Genomic DNA, 18183 nt, shown 5'->3' on the forward strand with positions numbered 1-18183 from the left:
GTTCGCATGACCTCAGCCACCGCAGCCGCCTCGTCGACCGGAAGGATGCCCGCCGAGGAGCGGCGCGTCCTCGCCGGCACCCTCGTGGGGACGTCGATCGAATGGTACGACTTCTTCATCTACGCCCAGGCGGCGGGCCTCGTGCTCGCCCCGCTCTTCCTCGCCCCCATCGCGGAGTCGAGCCCCGGGCTCGCCCAGGTGCTCTCCTTCGCGACCATCGGCATCTCGTTCCTGTTCCGCCCACTCGGCGCGATCGTCGCCGGACACCTCGGCGACAAGCTCGGCCGGAAGAAGATGCTCGTCTTCACCCTCGTGATGATGGGGCTGTCCACCTCCCTCATCGGTCTGCTGCCCACGTACGCCGCCATCGGCGTCGCCGCCCCGATCCTCCTGATCCTCCTGCGCATCCTGCAGGGCTTCTCGGCCGGCGGCGAATGGGGCGGCGCAGCCCTCATGGCCGTCGAGCACGCACCGACGGCGCGACGCGGCCTGTTCGGCGCGTTCCCGCAGATCGGCGTGCCGGTCGGCATGATCCTCGCCACCTTCACCCTCTGGGCCCTCACGAGCTCGATGTCCCCCGAGGCCTTCCTCGAATGGGGCTGGCGCATCCCGTTCCTGCTCTCGATCGTGCTCATCGCGGTCGGCTACGTCATCCGTCGCGCGGTCGACGAGAGCCCCGTGTTCGAAGACCTCCGTCGCCGCCGCAAGGAGGCCTCGGCGCCGCTCGGGCAGCTCTTCCGCGCACACACGAAGCAGGTCGTGCTCACGGCCGTCATCTTCATCGCCAACAACGCCGCCGGATACCTGCTGATCGCGTTCTTCGCGACGTACGCCGTCACGGCTCTCGGCATGGAGCGCCCGCCGGTGCTGCTGGCGACCACGCTCGCCTCGTTCGGCTGGCTGATCTTCACACTGTGGGGCGGCGCGCTGTCCGACCGCCTCGGCCGCATCCGCACGTTCCAGATCGGGTACGTCGCCCTCGCGGTGTGGGCCATCCCGATGTGGTTCCTCATCGACACCGCGAACATCGTCTGGTACTTCGTCGCCCTGTTCGTCATGACGTTCGCGCTCGGACTCTCGTACGGCCCGCAGGCGGCACTGTACGCCGAGATGTTCCCCGCGAACGTGCGCTACTCGGGCGTCTCGATCGGCTACGCCCTCGGGGCCATCCTCGGCGGCGCGTTCGCACCGATGATCGCGGAGGCGCTGCTGAACCAGTTCCACGCCGCGTGGACGATCGGCGTCTACATCGCGGTCGCGTCGATCATCTCGCTCATCGGCGTCTCGCTGGTGAAGGAGACGAAGGGCGTGGATCTCAGCGTCTGACTCCTGGTCCGGGATCGCGGCCGGCCGTGCGCCTGTGCCATAATTACCTTACGATCGGTCAGTAATTCACGACCGGCCGCTCCCGGACCACACCAGGACGACGAAGTCAGGAGATCCGCATGCCAGAGGCCTACCTCGTCGGAGGGGTCCGCACCCCGGTCGGCCGCTACGGCGGCACCCTCTCCGCCGTCCGTCCCGACGACCTCGCGGCGCTCGTCGTCGGCGAGGCCGTGCGCCGCGCCGGGCTCGACCCGGCGCGTACGGAGCTGGACGAGGTCATCCTCGGCGCCGCCAACCAGGCCGGAGAGGACAACCGGAACGTCGCCCGGATGGCCGTGCTCCTCGCCGGCCTCCCCGACACCGTGCCGGGCATCACGGTCAACCGCCTGTGCGCCTCCGGGATGTCCGCCGTCACCATGGCCGCGCAGGCGATCCGCGCGGGCGACGCCGATCTCCTCGTCGCCGGGGGCGTCGAGTCCATGACCCGCGCCCCCTGGGTGCAGGCCAAGCCGGAGAAGGCGTGGGCGAAGCCCGGCGCCGCCTTCGACACCTCGATCGGCTGGCGCTTCCCGAACCCGCGCCTCGCCGCACGCGACAAGGCCACCTTCACGATGCCGGAGACCGCGGAGGAGGTCGCCCGGGTCGACGGCATCACCCGCGCCGAGGCCGACGCCTTCGCCGTCCGCTCGCAGCAGCGCGCCGCCGCCGCGATCGCCGCCGGCCGCTTCGCCCCGGAGATCGTCGGCGTGCCGGTCCGCGACGGCGAGGTGCTCGTCGACGAGGGGCCGCGCCCGGATACCACGCTCGAGGTACTCGCGCGCCTCCGTCCCGTCGTGGCCGGCGGAGAGGTCGTCACGGCCGGCAACTCGAGCGCCCTCAACGACGGCGCCTCGGCCGTGCTCGTGGCGAGCGCCGAAGCCGTCGAGCGCCACGGGCTGACGCCCCGCGCCCGGATCGTCGTCGGCACCTCCGCCGCCCTGGCTCCGGAGATCATGGGACTCGGACCGGTCCCCGCGACGGAGAAGGCGCTGCGCCGTTCGGGGCTCTCCCTCGACGACATCGGCGCCGTGGAGCTCAACGAGGCGTTCGCCTCGCAGTCGCTCGCCTGCATCCGGCGGCTGGGCCTCGATGAGGACCGCGTGAACGCCGACGGCGGCGCCATCGCTCTCGGGCACCCACTCGGCTCGTCCGGCTCGCGCCTGCTCGTGACGCTGATGGGACGCATGGAGCGCGAGGACTCCCGCTACGGCCTCGCCACGATGTGCGTCGGCGTCGGCCAGGGCGCGGCCGTGATCCTGGAGAAGGTGTGAGCGGCGCGGACGAGCCGCTGCTCGTCACCCGCACCGCGGACCGCGTCGTCGCGACCCTGAACCGTCCGCACAAGCGCAACGCGATCGACCAGGCCACGATCGACGCGCTGCACGCGCTGTGCGCCGAGCTGGAGGAGACGCCGCGCACGCTCATCCTCACGGGCGCCGACGGGGTGTTCGCGGCGGGCGCCGACATCGCCGAGCTCCGGGACCGTCGCGCCGACGACGCCCGCCGCGGCATCAACGCCCACGCGTTCGTCCGCGTCGCGGAGCTGCCGATGCCCGTGATCGCCGCGATCGACGGCTACGCGCTCGGCGGTGGCGCGGAACTCGCGTATGCCGCCGACATCCGCCTCGCGACGCCGACCCTGAAGATCGGCAACCCGGAGACCGGTCTGGGCATCCTCGCCGCCGCCGGAGCGAGCTGGCGCCTCAAGGAGATCGTGGGCGACGCCCGCGCCATCGAGCTGCTGCTGACCGGCCGCACGGTGCACGCCGAGGAAGCGCTCCGCATCGGTCTCGTCTCCTCGCTGCACGAGGTCGCCGACCTCCTCGCCGCCGCCCACGCGGTCGCCGACCGCATCGCCCGCAACGACCCCGCGGCGACCATCGCGACCAAGCGGGTGTTCCGGGCGCCGCGCGACCAGCACCCCGCTGTCGACCTCGAGGAGCAGGCCGCGCTGTTCGAGAGCCCGGAGAAGCACCGTCGCATGACCGCCTTCCTGGAACGGAGAGACCGATGAGCACGCCCGCCTCCCCCGAAGCCGCAGCCCCGGCCCGTGTCGGCGTGCTCGGCGGTGGACGCATGGGCGCCGGCATCGCCCACGCCTTCCTCCTCGCCGGAGCCCCCGTGACGGTGGTCGAGCGGGACGACGCCGCCGCCGCGGCCGCCGCCGCCCGCGTGCACGGGTCGATCGACGCCTCGCTCGCCCGCGGCACGGCGATCGAGACGGGCGAGGCCTACCGGGCCCGGTTCGCGACCGGGACCGACGCCGCCCTGTTCGCGGACTGCACCCTCGTCGTCGAGGCCGTCCCGGAGGAGCTGGCGCTCAAGATCGACGCCCTCACCCGCGTCGAGCGCCACCTCGCCGACGACGCGGCCCTCGCGTCCAACACGTCGTCCATCTCGATCGACGAGCTCGCGGCGATGCTCGACCGCCCCGAGCGCTTCCTCGGGATGCACTTCTTCAACCCGGTGCCCGCCTCGACCCTCGTGGAGGTGGTCCGTGGCGGCGCGACCGCGGAGACTTTGGTCGCGGACGCCGCCTCCTGGGTCCGCGCGCTGGGGAAGACGCCCATCGTCGTCGCCGACGCCCCGGGTTTCGCGTCGTCACGGCTGGGCGTCGCCCTCGGCCTCGAGGCGATCCGGATGCTCGAGGACGGCGTCGCCTCCGCCGCCGACATCGACGCCGCCATGACCCTGGGCTACAAGCACCCGGTGGGGCCGCTCCGACTCACCGACATCGTCGGGCTGGACGTCCGGCTCGGCATCGCCGAGTACCTCGCGGCGCAGCTCGGCTCGCGCTTCGAACCCCCGACCCTGCTGCGCCGCCTCGTGGCGGAGGGGCACCTCGGCCGCAAGAGCGGACGCGGCTTCTACGAATGGGACGACTGATGAAGGGAACCCCCATGACCGAGATCCTCCCCAGCTACGTGCAGGGCTCCTGGTGGACGCCCGCCTCCGACGCGGACGCCACCGCGGTGCGCGACGCCTCGACCGGGGAGACGGTCGCCCGCGTCTCCACCACCGGCCTCGACCTCGGCGCGGCGCTCGACTTCGCCCGCACCACCGGCCAGGCCGCGCTCGGGGAGCTCACGTTCCACCAGCGCGCCGTGCTGCTCAAGCAGCTCGCGCTCGCGCTGACCGCCCGCAAGGAGGAGCTGTACGCGCTCTCCAGCCGCACCGGCGCCACCGCGCAGGACTCCTTGGTCGACATCGACGGCGGCATCGGCGTGCTCTTCGCGTACTCCAGCAAGGGCCGCCGCGAGCTGCCGAATGCGAAGGTCTACGTCGACGGCGCCGTGGAGAACCTGTCCCGGGACGGCTCCTTCCTCGGTCGGCACATCTACACCCGGCTGCCCGGGGTGGCGGTGCAGATCAACGCCTTCAACTTCCCCGTGTGGGGCTCGCTGGAGAAGTTCGCGCCGGCCTTCCTCGCCGGTGTCCCCACGGTCGTGAAGCCCGCCACCCCCACCGGCTACCTCACCGAGGCCATGGTGCGGGTGATGGTGGAATCGGGTCTGCTGCCCGAGGGGTCGCTGCAGCTCGTGTCCGGCAGCGTGCCCGACCTCTTCGAGCACCTGCGCCTCGGCGACCTCGTCGCGTTCACCGGCTCGGCGTCGACGGCGGAGCGGCTGCGGGCTCACGACGCGGTGCAGACTGGCGGGGTCCGCTTCACCAGCGAGACCGACTCGATCAACGCCTCGGTCCTCGGCACGGATGCGGCCTCCGGCACGCCGGAGTTCGACGCCTACGTGAAGCAGCTCGTCGCGGAGATGACGTCGAAGGCCGGGCAGAAGTGCACCGCGATCCGGCGGGCGATCGTGCCGGAGGACGCGGTGGACGACGTGATCGCCGCCGTGCGCGACCGGCTCGCTGCGCGGATCGTCGTGGGCGACCCGCGCGCGGAGGGCGTGACGATGGGACCGCTCGCCTCGACGGCCCAGCGCGACGAGGTGCTCCGGCAGGTGGCGCGACTCCGCGAGGGCGGCGGCGAGCTCGTGATCGGCTCCCCCGAGACGCCGACGGTCCGCCGTGCGGACGGCAGCGAGGGCCCGGCGGAGGACGGCGCGTTCGTGGCGCCGATGCTCCTGCGCTTCACCGATGCGACCAGCCCCGCCGTGAACGAGATCGAGGCGTTCGGCCCCGTCTCCAGCATCCTCGGCTACCGCACGCTGGACGAGGCGGCGGCACTCGTGGCCCGGGGCGGCGGCTCGCTCGTGACGAGCGTCGCGACGCACGACCCGGAGGTCGCGACCACGCTCGCCGCGGGGATCGCCGCGTACAACGGCCGCGTGCTCTTCCTCGACCGCGACGACGCCCGCAGCTCGACCGGCCACGGCTCCCCGCTCCCGAACCTCGTGCACGGCGGCCCCGGTCGCGCCGGCGGCGGCGAGGAGCTCGGCGGCATCCGGGCGGTGCTGCACCACATGCAGCGCACCGCGGTGCAGGGCTCCCCGGAGATGATGACCGCGCTCACCGGCGTCTGGCACCAGGGGGCCTCGGCCCGCCCGTTCGACACCGACGACGGCGTGCACCCCTTCCGGAAGTCGCTGGCGGAGCTGCGCATCGGCGATCAGGTCGTCAGCCCCTCGCGCACCGTCACCCTCGACGACATCGAGACGTTCGCGGCGTTCACGGGCGACACGTTCTACGCGCACATGGACGAGGCGTCGGCGGCGGCGAACCCGTTCTTCCCCGGACGCGTGGCCCACGGCTACCTGCTCGTGTCGTGGGCGGCCGGGCTCTTCGTCGATCCGGCTCCCGGTCCCGTGCTCGCGAACTCCGGGCTGGAGAACCTGCGCTTCGTGACCCCGGTGTCCCCCGGCGACGAGATCCGCGTCGAGCTCACCGCCAAGCAGATCACGCCGCGGGAGACCGACGAGTACGGCGAGGTGCGCTGGGACGCGGTCCTGAAGAACCAGGACGACGAGCTCGTCGCGACCTACGACGTCCTGACCCTGGTCGCGAAGGAGCTCACCCCCGCCTGATCCCGAGACCCCGGGTTCTCGTCGAGGCCCCGCCCTTCCCACGCGGAGACGGCGGGGCCTCGGCGCGAAGACGGGGTCTCGCGAGTCAGGGGTGGCGGAGGCCGTCGAGGGCGATCGCGACGACGTCGTCAGCGAGGCGGTCGGCGCCCTCGCGACCGCCGGGGCGGTACCACTCGACGATCGAGTTGATCATGCCGAACGTCAGGCGGGCGACGACGGCCGCGTCGATGTCGGAGCGCAGGGCACCCTCGGCCTGCGCCTCCGCGACGAGGGCCGTGATGCGACGGTCGAACGCCCGCCGCCGGGTGAGGGCGCGGCGCTCGACGTCGGTGTTCCCGCGCACACGCAGCAGCAGCGTCACGGCGGGGAGCTGGTCCACGAGCACATGGACGGCCCCGCGGAGCACGTGCTCCAGGCGGGCGACCGCATCGGCGGCTCCCCCGCTGTTCGGGAGGGGCGCGTCGACCACCGCCTCCAGCCCGCCGAGGGCGCTGTCGAGGGCGCGGTCGAGCATCTCGTCCTTTGACCCGAAGTGATGGTAGATCGCCGACTTCGACAGCCCGAGGCGCTCGGCGAGCATCCCGATCGAGGTCGCGTCGTAGCCGTGCTCGTTGAAGGCGGCCACCGCGACGGCGAGGATCCCCTGCTGGTCGTACCCGGGGCGGCCGCGCCGCGTGGTCTGCATCTCGGACATCCCCCTCAGTCTCGCACCGCCCGCCGCGCGCATCGCGGAGGTCGACGCCGAGACCCCCGCGTGTCAGCGCAGGTCGTAGACGCGCTTGTACTTGCCCTCGCTGCGCGGCAGCGCCCCCGGCTCCTCCAGCCGCACGGCGACCGACGAGCCGATGAACACCTTGATGCGCTGCACCAGCACCTGCGCCGCCGCCTCGCACGTCTCCACGGACAGGTCGGGGTGCCGCTCGATACGGACGGTGAGGGCGTCCATCCGCCCTTCCTTCGTCAGCTCCAGAATGAAGTGCGGCGTGAGCTGCTCGATCCCGAGCACCAGCTCCTCGATCTGCGTCGGGAAGAGGTTGACGCCGCGCAGGATGATCATGTCGTCGTTGCGCCCGGTGACCTTCTCCATCCGCCGCATACCCGGACGCGCCGTGCCGGGGAGCAGGCGGGTGATGTCGCGCGTGCGGTAGCGGATGACGGGGAACGCCTCCTTGGTGAGTGAGGTGAAGACGAGCTCGCCCCGTTCGCCATCCGGCAGCGCCTGCAGGGAGTCGCCGTCGATCACCTCGGGCAGGAAGTGGTCCTCCCACAGATGCGGGCCGTCCTTGGTCTCGAGGCACTCGTTGCCGACGCCCGGCCCCATCACCTCGCTGAGCCCGAAGATGTCCAGGGCGTCGATGCCGAGCCGCTGCTCCAGCTCGTGCCGCATCTCGTTGGTCCAGGGCTCCGCGCCGAGCACCGCGACCTGGAGCGAGGTGGACCGCGGGTCGATGCCCTGCGCGGCCATCGCGTCGGCGATCGTGAGGAGGTAGCTCGGGGTGCACAGGATCGCGTCCGGCTCGAAGTCGCGGATGAGCTGCACCTGCCGGGCGGTCTGTCCGCCCGACATCGGGATCACGGTGGCGCCCAGGGCTTCGATGCCGGCATGCGCCCCGAGCCCACCCGTGAACAGGCCGTACCCGTAGGCGTTGTGCACCTTCATGCCGCGCCGGATGCCGCTGGCGCGGAGCGACCGGGCCACCAGCGTCCCCCAGCGGTCGAGGTCGCCGCGCGTGTAGCCGACGACGGTCGGGCGGCCCGTGGTGCCGCTGGACGCGTGGATGCGGGCGACGTCGGCCATCGGCACCGCGAACATCCCGAACGGGTACGTCTCGCGCAGGTCGTCCTTGGTGGTGAAGGGCAGCCGGTGCACGTCGTCGAGCGTGCGGATGTCGTCGGGATGCACGCCCGCCTCGTCGAACTTCCGCGTGTAGAGCGGCACGTTGCGATAGGCGTGCTGCACGGTCCACTGGAGGCGCTCGAGCTGCAGGCGCTCGATCTCGGCGCGGCTCATCCGCTCCTCGGGGTCGAGCTCGTCGGTCGTCGGCGGGCGGAGGGCGGAGGCGGGGGCGGTCATCGTCGACACGGGGACTCCTCGGAACGGCGGATCAGAAGGTCTGGGAGGTGGTGCGGGAGCGGCCGCGGAACTCGGCGACCGCGTCGCCCTGCTCGTCCACGACCGTCACGTCGTAGAGGCCGGAGCGACCGGTGCGGGTGCGGCGGACGGCCGTCGCGGTGAGCGTCTGCCCCGCGACGGTGGGCTTGAGGAACGAGATATCGGCACCGGCGGCCACCGTCACCCGATCGTCTTCGTTGCAGGCGATCGCGAAGGCGGTGTCGGCGAGCGCGAACACGAGCCCGCCGTGGGTGATCTGGAAGCCGTTGGTCATGTCCTCACGGACGCGCATCGACACGACCGCGTGCCCCGGGTCGTCGCGTTCGACCACGAGCCCGAGCATCGCCGAGGCCCGGTCGCGTTCCATCATGGCCCGGTTCGGCCGCACGGCCTCCGCCGTATCCGTCGCCTCCGTCATCGCCGACCTCCTCGTCGCGCTGGGACGGGACGACCGCGTCCCGTCCGCCCATACTAACTGAACGATCGGTCAGTAACGCAAGGGTGTCGGGGACGCGGGTGGGGTCACTCGATCCGGAACGGCGTCCGCAGCGTCGCGTCCTCCACGGTGACGCCGGTGATCACCGCCGCCGGGTCGGAGAAGTCGCGATCCGCGCGGAAGCGGATCGTGCCTCCCTCCCGCGTGGACCATTCGTAGAAGTACTCGCCGGACGAGACCACGCGGAGGAACGTGCCCTCAGGGAAGGCCGCGACCGCCTCCGTCAGCGGAGCGCCGATCCGGACTCCCCCGGCGGCGGGCAGCGCGGCGCCGTCCGGCTCGACGTCGCCCTGGATGTTCGCGATGCCGGCGGTGACCGCCGCCAGCGCATCCCCCTGCTCGGCGAAGTGCAGCACGAGGCGGGACGTCCCGTCGGCGCTCACGACGCGCACCTGCCGGTCGGACCAGTCGAACTCCTCCACGGTGGCCCCCGGGATCGCCGCCACCGCCTCCTCGCGCGAGGTGCCCAGCACGAGGGGGCCCACACCCGTCGTCGTCATCTCCCAGTCGCTCCACGGAGCGGCGGGGTCGGCGGGCGCCGGGGTCTCGGCGACCGGCGGGTCGTCCGTGAGCTCCTCGACGAGAGCGGCTTCCGCCTCGACCGCCCGATCCCGGAGGAGCAGAGCCGCGCGCTCGGCGTCGAACGCGGAGCCGTCGAGCGCCGGCTGCCGCAGGTGCACGACGACGTTGCCGACGGCGGCGAAGGCGTGGTGCACGCGCCAGGGGTTTCCGCCGGAGTTCATGGTCATCGTGCCGGCGAAAGCCCGCACGCCCTCCTCATCGGGCACGGCGACCGCGTTGAAGGTGCCTTCACCCCGAGCGTCGAACTGCGCGCAGCGGTCGACGGTCGAGGCGAGCAGATCCATGCGCTCGGCCGCCACGTCCTCCGACGCGAACTGGAGGATCTCCTGCTTGCCGCTGTTCTGCGTGTCCTCGGCGTCCGCCCAGGGCACCGTGCGCGCCCCGATGCTGAACATCGAGGTCTCCATGATCAGCATCCCGCACACGGACGGGGTGAAGTCCGGGCCGCCCCCGTCCGCGTACTGCAGCAGAATGTCGTCGACCTCACCCGCCGGCGGCGCGGACGGAAGCAGGTCGGCGACCTCGGCCGGCGTGAGCGCGAAGGCGTCGAGGTCGTCCCCCACGAACAGGAGCGGGCCGTCGTACGGCTCCGGCGTCGGCGTCTCCGTCACCGGAGAGGCGGTCGCCGTGGGCGTCGCCTCCGGGGTCGCCGCGCATCCGGGCACGGCGATCAGCGCCGCTGCCGTCGCCGCCGCGAGGAACGCCGCGCCGCGCCTCTTCCGCCTCCCGGGCGCCGCAGCCGTCATGAACCCCTCCGAGTGGTCTCGTGCGCACCGATGCGCGCCCCTGAGGGAAGGATAGCGGTCAGGATCCGGGACTCAGGACGCCGGCGGCCGCCCGCCGCGCGTCCGCCGCGGTTCTCGCGCCGCTCGCGCCCTCGGCCGCCCGCCGGCAGGCATCGGCGTCCACGGCATCGAGCGCGGCCGCCACCCGCCCGAGGGCGCGCGGCGTCATCGACAGCGAGGTCGCTCCGAGCCCGACCAGCAGGGGGGCGAGTGCCGGGTCACCGGCCGCCTCCCCGCAGATGCCGACGGCCTTGCCCGCCGCGCGTCCCGCCGCCCCGACCGTCCCGATGAGCCGCAGGACCGCCGGCTGCCAGGGATCGTTGAGATCGGCGAGCGCACTGGACAGCCGGTCCGCGGCGAGGGTGTACTGCGCGAGATCGTTGGTCCCGAGACTCACGAAGTCCACGACCTCGAACAGCTCGGCGGCCAGCAGCGCCGCCGCCGGGGTCTCGATCATGATCCCCGCTCTGTCCAGCCCCGCGGCACGGCACCGCGCCGCGAAGTCCGCGGCCTCGTCGACCGTGGCGACCATCGGGGCCATGACCTCCACCTCGGCGGATTCCGCATCGGCGGCCCTGGCCAGCGCGCGGAGCTGATCGTCGAGGAGTGCGGGCCGGCGACGGGAGAGGCGCAGGCCCCGCACACCGAGCGCGGGGTTCTCCTCGTCGTCGTCGTTCGCGAACGGCAACGGCTTGTCGCTCCCCGCATCCAGCGTGCGCACGACGACCTTCCGCCCGGGGAATGCGCGCAGCACCCCGCGGTACGCCTCGACCTGCTCCTCGATGCTCGGCGCCGCTGTCCGGTCGAGGAAGCAGAACTCGGTGCGGAAGAGTCCGACCCCCTCGGCGTGCGCCGCGGCCGCGCTCTCGGCATCCGACGCTCCTCCGACGTTGGCCAGGAGCGGCACGCGGGTCCCGTCGGCGAGACGGCCCCGTCCGTCGAACGTCACCACGACCGCTGCAGCCCGCGCCTCGGCGATCTCCGCCTCGTCCGGGTCGACATGGATCGTGCCGCTATCGCCGTCGACGAGGAGCATGGCGCCCTCGGGGATACCGGTCGCCCCTGGCACACCGACCACGGCGGGCAGTCCCAGTGCCCGCGCGATGATCGCCGTGTGCGACGTGGGCCCGCCGTCCGCGGTCACGAGAGCGACGCAGCTCCCGCCGTCCAGCGCTGCCGTGTCGGCGGGAGCGAGGTCGGTCGCGACGAGCACGAACGGCTCGTCGCGCTCGGGGACCCCGGGCATGTCCACCCGGAGGATCTCGGCGATCATGCGGTCGCGGACGTCACGGATGTCGGCGGCGCGCTCCGCCACCCTCCCGCCGAGCGCCGCGAGCGCCGCCTCGTGTGCCGCGGACGTCTCCCAGACCGCCCGCGCCGCCGTCCGCCCCTGTGCGCGCACGAGGGCGGTGGCTTCGGCGACGAGCTCCGGGTCCGAGGCGAGGAGCCGGGACGCGTCCAGAATCGCCCGCGCCTCTCCGCGGGCCCGTTCGGCGCGCGAGCGCAGCTGATCGGCGACGGCGACCGCCGCCCACTCGATCGTGGAGACCTCCGCCTCCCGACCCTCGGGCGGGACGAGGGTCTCGGCATCCGGTTCCGGGAGTGCCGGCGCGAGGGACACCGCCCTCGCGGCCACACGTCCCGGGCTGACGCCGCGGCCCTGCAGCACGGATCCGGAGACGATCTCCGGCGTCGGCGCCGACTCGTGGTCGGCCCGGGCTCCCGCCTGGTCGTCGCCGGCCGTGCCGAGCGCGGGCGCGGGTGCGGTTCCGGGGCTGCCGGCGGCGCCCTCGTCCGTCTCGACGCCCTCGCCGAACCCGCCCTGGAAGAGCGACACCAGGCGGTTGATCGCCGCCTCCGCGTCGGCTCCCCGACCCGTGAGCTCGATCTCGGTCCCCTGACGCGCCCCGAGCGCGAGCAGCCGGGTCAGGCTCCCGGCCGCGGCTTCCGGGCCGTCCGGCAGCCGCCGCAGGCGCACGTCCGCGCCCGCCGCCGATTCCGCGATCAGGGCGGCGGGCCGGGCGTGGATGCCGAGAGGGTTGCGCACCCGCACCCGACGGGACACCGTCTCCTCGGCCGGCTCCGCCCCGTCAGGAGCGCGCTCCGCGGGCGACGTCACGATGTCCTCCGCCGTCGCATCGTCCGTCGGGCCGAGCTGACCGGTCTTCGCGGCCAGCGCCGAGGCGGCTTCAGCGGCGACCGCATCGAGGTCGCCCCCGGCCGCCGCGGCCACCACCGCGGCGAGGAGACCCTCCACGAACGGCGCGGGCGCGAGCCGCACCGGCACGTCGCTGCTGCGCAGTTCGAGCGCGAGCTCGGCGCTCAGCACGGCCGACCCGAGGTCCATGAGCACGAGCACGCCGTCGACCTCGGCGGCGAGCTCGTCGATCGCCGCCGACACCGCGACGGCGTCCGTCCCGAGGATGGGCGCGCCGTCCGCGTCCACGCCGGCCCCGGCCGCCACGCGGACCCGCACGCCGCCGCCCGGCACCATCTGCAGGGCGAGTTCGAGCGCCGCCTCCCCGAGCCGGGCGCTGTGGGAGACGGCGACGATCCCGATCATCCGGCGTCCGCGAGGGCCGCCGCGAGCGCCTCGAACAGGAGCGCGGTCGAGGCGGCTCCGGGGTCGAGGTGGCCCGCGCTGCGTTCCCCGAGGTAACTCGCCCTGCCCTTCCGGGCGACGAGCGGCACCGTGGCGTCGCGGCCGGCCGACGCGGCATCCGCCGCCGCCCTGGCGGCGGACGCGGCATCGGCTCCTCCGGCGAGGGCGGCGTCGAAGGCATCCACCGCGGGCGCCATGGCGTCGAACATCGTCTTGTCGCCCGCCTCGGGCTTGCCCCGCGCGACGATGCCCTCGAGGCCCGCCCGGAGCGCGGCGGCGAGCGCCGGTCCGTCGAGCGACGTGACCGCACCGGCGGACATCCCCATGCGCAGGAAGAACGTGCCGTAGAGGGGGCCGCTCGCGCCGCCCACCGAGCTCACCAGGGTCATGCCGACGGTCTTGAGCAGCTCGTCGATCGTCGCGGGCGTCGTCGCCGCGAGCTTCTCCCCGACCGCCGAGAAGCCCCGCGCCATGTTCGCGCCGTGATCGGCGTCCCCGATGGCGGAGTCCAGTTCCGTGAGCCAGTCCCGTTGCGCCGTGACGGCTTCCCGGTACCGGGAGATCCAGTCGACGAGGGCGTCGGTGCCGACGGCCGCCATCACGCGCCCCACCGCAGGCCGGGGGTGATCACCGGGGCGTCCCACAGCCGCAGCAGCTCGTCGTCGGCCTTGAGCACCGTGACGGAGCACCCGGCCATGTCGAGGGACGTGATGTAGTTGCCGACCAGGTTGCGCGCGATCTGCACTCCGGACCTCTCCAGGATCGACGCGACCTCGCCGTACATGAGGTAGAGCTCGATCAGGGGCGTGGCCCCCATGCCGTTGAGCATCACGATCGCAGGCCCGGTGGCGTCGAGGTCGCCCAGGATCGGCTCGACGAGCTGCCGCGCGATCTCCGACGCGGGGGCGAGCGGCTCACGGTGGCGTCCCGGCTCGCCGTGGATGCCGATGCCGATCTCCATCTGGTCGTCGGGGAGGTCGAAGGTGGGCTTGCCCGCGGCGGGGACCGTGCAGCTGGTGAGGGCCATGCCCATGGAGCGTCCCTGACCGTTGATGCGCTTCGCGAGGTCGACCACGGCCGCGAGGTCGCGGCCCTCCTCCGCCGCCGCCCCCACGAGCTTCTCCAGCAGGACCGTGAGGCCGACGCCTCGGCGCCCCGCGGTGTAGAGCGAGTCCTGTACGGCCACGTCGTCGTCCACGACGACCGTGCCCACCTCGATCCCTTCCATGGCGGCGAGTTCGGCGGCCATCTCGAAGTTCAGCACGTCGCCCGTGTAGTTCTTGACGATGTGCAGCACGCCGGCGCCGCGGTCGACCGCCTGGGTGGCGACCTGCACGCGGTCGGGGGTGGGCGAGGTGAAGACCTCGCCGGCGACGGCCGCGTCGAGCATGCCGGTGCCGACGTAGCCGCCGTGCAGGGGCTCATGGCCGGATCCGCCGCCGGAGACGACGGCCACCTTGCCCTGCGCCTTCGGTGTCGCCCGGGTGATGACGTGGTTCTCCAGGTCGACCGAGAGTTCGGGGTGTGCGGCGGCGACGCCCTTCAGGGACTCGACGAGGACGTCCTCCGGGGCGTTGATGAGCTTCTTCATCCTGCGATCTCCTTTGATGCGGCGTGAGTCTCGAGCGAAAATCCGAAAAGGATTCGTCAATGTCGAATATGCTCGGAGCCTGCCGGGTTGTCAAGATCGATCCGGCGACCGGAGACCCGGCTCGACGACGACCGGAAGGAGGACGCGCATGATCCAGGCGATCGATCGCGCGGCGAAGATCCTCGACCTGCTCCAGGGCGCCCGCCACCTCGGCATCACGGACCTCTCCGCAGCCCTGAGCCTGCCGCCGTCGACCGTGCACGGCCTCGTGAAGTCGCTGCGCGCGCACGGCCTCGTCGCGAAGGAGCGCGGCGGACAGCGGTACATGCTCGGCCCCACCCTGCTGCGACTGAGCAACGTGTACCTCGACACCCTGGACGTGCGGGCGCGGGCGATGCGCTGGACGCAGGAGCTGGCGCGACGCACCGGGATGTCCGTGCGCCTCGGCGCCCCGCACCTCACGGACGTCCTCGTGATCCACCACAACCTCCGCCCCGACGACAGCCCGCAGATGCTGGAGACGGGGATGGCGGTCCCCGCGCACGCCTCCGCGATGGGGAAGGTGCTCCTCGCGTACGACCAGGGCTTTCAGCAGAGCGTGTTCGCCGAGCCCCTGCGCAGCCTCACCGGCGACACGGTCACCGACGTGGCGCGACTGACCCTCGAGCTGCCGGGGATCGCGGAGCGCGGGACGGCGGCGGAGAGCGACGAGGCCGTCCTCGGCGAGTCGTCTCTCGCGGCGCCGATCGCCGACGCCTCGAACACGATCGTCGCCGCGGTGGCCGTCGTGCTCCCGACCGCGGAGGCACCGGCATCCGACACCGTCGTGCACGCGCTCCGCGAGACGGCACGGAACATCTCCCGCGAACTCGGCGCGACGTCCTGGCCACCGCCCGTGGCCCCCGCCGAGGACTGACGGCGGGCGCGTCCTCCTCGATCCCGGCGGTCAGCCGCGCAGGGCGAGCGCGAACGGCAGCACGGCCGTGGCCCCGGCCTGCCGCACCGCGCGCGCCGCGACCGTCAGGGTCCAGCGACTGTCGATGAGGTCGTCGACGAGCAGCACCGGGCCGGCGGGGACCTCGAGATGCGCCGCGTCGAAGCGGTCCCATACCCCCGCGAGCCGGAACACGCTGTTCCCGCCCGCCTGCCCCGAAGGCCCTCCGCCGCGCCACTCCAGCGCGCCGAGGTACGGCAGCCGCCCGATCTCGGACAGCCCGCGGGCGAGGGAGTCGACGAGCTGCGGATGCGACCGCGACGGCATCGCGATCACGGCCACCGGCCGCTCCGCCCAGCCCCACCCCGCGAGCACGCGCACGCAGGCCTGCAGCAGCGCCGGGCTGATCGGCGCGTCCGGGGCGCCTGCCGCGAAGATCTCGCGCAGCGTGCCGCCCCAGCCGAGGTCGGTGAGCCGGGCGAGGGCACGCCCTTCGTCGGCCTGCTCTCCCGCGGGGATGCGGCCGCGCACCGGCACGTCGAGGCGGTCGGCCCCTGTCGGCCACGCGCGACGCGGCTCGACCGGCACGCCCACCCGGTCGAGGGAGGCGGCCGCCTGTGCGCTCGCCGTCTGCGCGACCTCCGCCGGGAACCACACGCCCGCGCAGTTGTCGCACCGGCCGCACGGGGCCGCGGTGTCGTCGTCGAGAGCCCGCTGCAGGAAGGCCATCCGGCAGCCGTCCGTGCGCTCGTACTCGAGCATGTGCTCCTGTTCCGCCACCCGCTCGGCGGCGATGCGCTCGTAGCGCTCGGCGTCGTACGTCCACGGCTGTCCCGTCGCGACCCACCCACCCTGCACCCGGCGCACGGCACCATCCACGTCGATTACCTTCAGCAGCAGCTCGAGGGGCGTGCGGCGGATGTCGACGAGGGCCTCCAGCGCCGGCGTCGAGATCGGGCTGTCGCCGAGCGCCGCGATCACCCGTTCCGCACGCTCCCGGTCCGGCATCGACGCGGTCGCGAAGTAGTGCCAGATCTCGCGGTCTTCGACACCGGGGAGCAGGAGCACGTCGGCGCTCTCGCTGGCACGCCCCGCTCGTCCCACCTGCTGGTAGTACGCCACGGGTGAGGACGGCGCGCCGATGTGGACGACAAACCCGAGGTCCGGCTTGTCGAACCCCATGCCGAGGGCACTGGTCGCGACGAGGGCCTTCACCTCGTTGCGCTTGAGCATGCCCTCCGACTCGGCACGCTCCTCGGGGTCGGTCTGCCCCGTGTAGGCGCGCACGTCATGGCCGTGGTCGCGCAGGAACCGCGCGGTGTCGACCGCCGCCGCCACGGTCAGCGTGTAGATGATCCCGCTGCCGGGGAGATCGTCGAGGTGGCTGAGCAGCCAGGCCAGGCGGCTCGCCGAGTCCTTGAGGCGGAGCACCCCGAGCCGCAGCGAGGTACGGGCGAGCGGCCCCCGGATCGTGAGCACGGGCACCGCCTCCGCTCCGCCCGCGCCACCCGGCAGCGCCCCGAGCTGCTCGGCCACGTCGGCCACCACGCGGGAGTTCGCCGTCGCAGTCGTCGCCAGCACCGGCACGTCGGCGGGCATCTGCGCGATGAGGTCGCGCAGTCGGCGGTAGTCCGGACGGAAGTCGTGCCCCCAGTCACTGATGCAGTGCGCCTCGTCGACGACGAGCATGCCGAGCCGCGCCACCAGCGCGGGCAGCTGCTCCTCGCGGAAGGCCGGGTTGTTCAGCCGCTCCGGCGAGACGAGCAGGACGTCCACGTCGTCTCCGGCGAGCCGCTCCTGCACCTCGGCCCACTCGTGGGCGTTCGTCGAGTTGATCGCCACGGCGCGCACGCCCGCGCGCTCGGCCGCGGCGATCTGGTCGCGCATGAGCGCCAGGAGCGGGGAGACGAGCACGGTCGGGCCGGCTCCCTGCCGGCGACGGAGCAGGGTCGCGACGAAGTACACCGCCGACTTCCCCCACCCGGTGCGCTGCACCACGAGCGCGCGGCGACGCCCCTCCACCAGCGCCTCGATCGCCTCGAACTGGCCGTCGTGGAAGTCGACGTCGGGACGGCCGACGAGTTCGCCGAGGGCGGCGCGGGCGGCCTCGCGGAGGGGAACGGCGGTCGGAGAGCTCATGTCCTCCACTCTGCCGCAGACCTCGGACAGGACTCCGCCCGCCGCCCGCTCTCGGTGGATGACCGGTGGGAAGGCCGTAGCGTGGAGGAATGATCACCCGCGAACTCGCCGTCGCGCTCCGCGATGCCGGCCTGAACTGGAAGCCCGCGGAGGGTGACCGGTTCCAGCTCGATCTGCCGGACGAGGTGGAGCTGGAGGCCGAGGCCGACGTCTTCACGGTGAGCGCGATGACCATCGAGGCGCGGCAGACGCCGGCCGGCACGGACCTCGCCTTCAACGGCACGACGGAGTGGGCGCTCGACGCCGTGACCCTCGCCGATGCGGTGTGGCTGCCGCGCGAGGACCAGCTGCGCGACCTGCTCCGCGGGACGTTCCGTGCCCTCACCCGCCTCCCCGACACGTTCCGCGTCGAGATCGAACTCGCCGGTACCCCCCTGCGGTTCGAGCACCCGGACCCGGCGGAGGCCTACGGCCGCGCGCTGCTGGCGCTGATCTCGCGCTCCCGCTGACACGTCCTGTTGAATCGGGCCGTCGCGTGTGTCAGAATTACCTAACGATCGGTCAGTAAAGAAGGACCGGAGCCCGAGGAGTCGA

General features: G+C 73.1%; 15 protein-coding genes. 7 read left to right on the forward strand and 8 right to left on the reverse strand.

The window, feature by feature from the left end; translation table 11 throughout:
* The first annotated feature begins 6 nt into the window (after positions 1–6).
* From B7W94_RS12270 to paaZ, 5 genes are all read left to right on the forward strand, one after another.
* The gene (locus B7W94_RS12270) at positions 7–1326 is read left to right on the forward strand and encodes an MFS transporter (RefSeq protein ID WP_025103845.1); all 1320 of its coding nucleotides are present in this window, start codon (positions 7–9) and stop codon (positions 1324–1326) included.
* Positions 1327–1445: 119 nt separating this feature from the next.
* Positions 1446–2636 carry a thiolase family protein gene (locus tag B7W94_RS12275; protein WP_062636001.1) on the forward strand — a complete coding sequence of 397 codons (1191 nt, stop codon included), beginning with the start codon at positions 1446–1448 and terminating at the stop codon, positions 2634–2636.
* Positions 2633–3379: an enoyl-CoA hydratase/isomerase family protein gene (locus B7W94_RS12280; RefSeq protein ID WP_085606769.1), complete on the forward strand. Its 747-nt coding sequence runs from the start codon at positions 2633–2635 to the stop codon at positions 3377–3379. Before B7W94_RS12275 ends, B7W94_RS12280 begins: the two co-directional genes overlap by 4 nt.
* Positions 3376–4251 (forward strand): 3-hydroxyacyl-CoA dehydrogenase family protein, encoded by an 876-nt coding sequence (locus B7W94_RS12285; protein WP_085606771.1) that lies wholly within the window; start codon positions 3376–3378, stop codon positions 4249–4251. Before B7W94_RS12280 ends, B7W94_RS12285 begins: the two co-directional genes overlap by 4 nt.
* 14 nt (positions 4252–4265) lie before the next feature.
* Positions 4266–6347: a phenylacetic acid degradation bifunctional protein PaaZ gene (gene paaZ, locus B7W94_RS12290; protein WP_085606773.1), complete on the forward strand. Its 2082-nt coding sequence runs from the start codon at positions 4266–4268 to the stop codon at positions 6345–6347.
* 85 nt (positions 6348–6432) lie between these two features.
* Here paaZ and B7W94_RS12295 read toward each other — a convergent pair whose 3' ends face one another.
* The 7 genes from B7W94_RS12295 to dhaK all read right to left on the reverse strand — a co-directional run bounded on the left by B7W94_RS12295 (position 6433) and on the right by dhaK (position 14516).
* Positions 6433–7041 (reverse strand): TetR/AcrR family transcriptional regulator, encoded by a 609-nt coding sequence (locus tag B7W94_RS12295; protein WP_085606775.1) that lies wholly within the window; start codon positions 7039–7041, stop codon positions 6433–6435.
* 63 nt (positions 7042–7104) lie between these two features.
* Positions 7105–8421, reverse strand: coding sequence for a phenylacetate--CoA ligase PaaK (paaK, locus tag B7W94_RS12300; RefSeq protein ID WP_085606910.1), 1317 nt, complete (start codon positions 8419–8421; stop codon positions 7105–7107).
* A 31-nt stretch (positions 8422–8452) separates the two neighbouring features.
* Positions 8453–8878 (reverse strand): hydroxyphenylacetyl-CoA thioesterase PaaI, encoded by a 426-nt coding sequence (gene paaI, locus B7W94_RS12305; RefSeq protein WP_025103838.1) that lies wholly within the window; start codon positions 8876–8878, stop codon positions 8453–8455.
* 104 nt (positions 8879–8982) lie between these two features.
* On the reverse strand, positions 8983–10284 hold the full coding sequence (locus B7W94_RS12310; RefSeq protein ID WP_085606777.1) for a sensor domain-containing protein: 1302 nt from the start codon (positions 10282–10284) through the stop codon (positions 8983–8985).
* Positions 10285–10342: 58 nt separating this feature from the next.
* Entirely contained in the window at positions 10343–12886 is a 2544-nt protein-coding gene (ptsP, locus tag B7W94_RS12315; protein WP_085606779.1) for a phosphoenolpyruvate--protein phosphotransferase, read from the reverse strand.
* Positions 12883–13524: a dihydroxyacetone kinase subunit DhaL gene (gene dhaL / locus B7W94_RS12320; protein ID WP_085606912.1), complete on the reverse strand. Its 642-nt coding sequence runs from the start codon at positions 13522–13524 to the stop codon at positions 12883–12885. Before dhaL ends, ptsP begins: the two co-directional genes overlap by 4 nt.
* Positions 13524–14516, reverse strand: coding sequence for a dihydroxyacetone kinase subunit DhaK (gene dhaK / locus B7W94_RS12325; RefSeq protein ID WP_025103834.1), 993 nt, complete (start codon positions 14514–14516; stop codon positions 13524–13526). Before dhaK ends, dhaL begins: the two co-directional genes overlap by 1 nt.
* Positions 14517–14664: 148 nt before the next feature.
* Between dhaK and B7W94_RS12330 the strand changes: the two genes are divergently transcribed.
* Positions 14665–15432, forward strand: a complete 768-nt coding sequence (locus B7W94_RS12330; protein ID WP_085606781.1) for an IclR family transcriptional regulator — start codon at positions 14665–14667, stop codon at positions 15430–15432.
* A 30-nt stretch (positions 15433–15462) separates the two neighbouring features.
* Here B7W94_RS12330 and B7W94_RS12335 read toward each other — a convergent pair whose 3' ends face one another.
* On the reverse strand, positions 15463–17589 hold the full coding sequence (locus B7W94_RS12335; RefSeq protein WP_085606783.1) for a RecQ family ATP-dependent DNA helicase: 2127 nt from the start codon (positions 17587–17589) through the stop codon (positions 15463–15465).
* Between the two features lie 89 nt (positions 17590–17678).
* On the opposite strand from B7W94_RS12335, the gene B7W94_RS12340 reads away from it, so the two are divergent.
* The gene (locus B7W94_RS12340; RefSeq protein WP_085606785.1) at positions 17679–18098 is read left to right on the forward strand and encodes a pilus assembly protein CpaE; all 420 of its coding nucleotides are present in this window, start codon (positions 17679–17681) and stop codon (positions 18096–18098) included.
* The last annotated feature ends 85 nt before the right edge of the window (positions 18099–18183 follow it).

The sequence above is a fragment of the Microbacterium sp. LEMMJ01 genome, assembly GCF_002114135.1.
Taxonomy (GTDB): domain Bacteria; phylum Actinomycetota; class Actinomycetes; order Actinomycetales; family Microbacteriaceae; genus Microbacterium.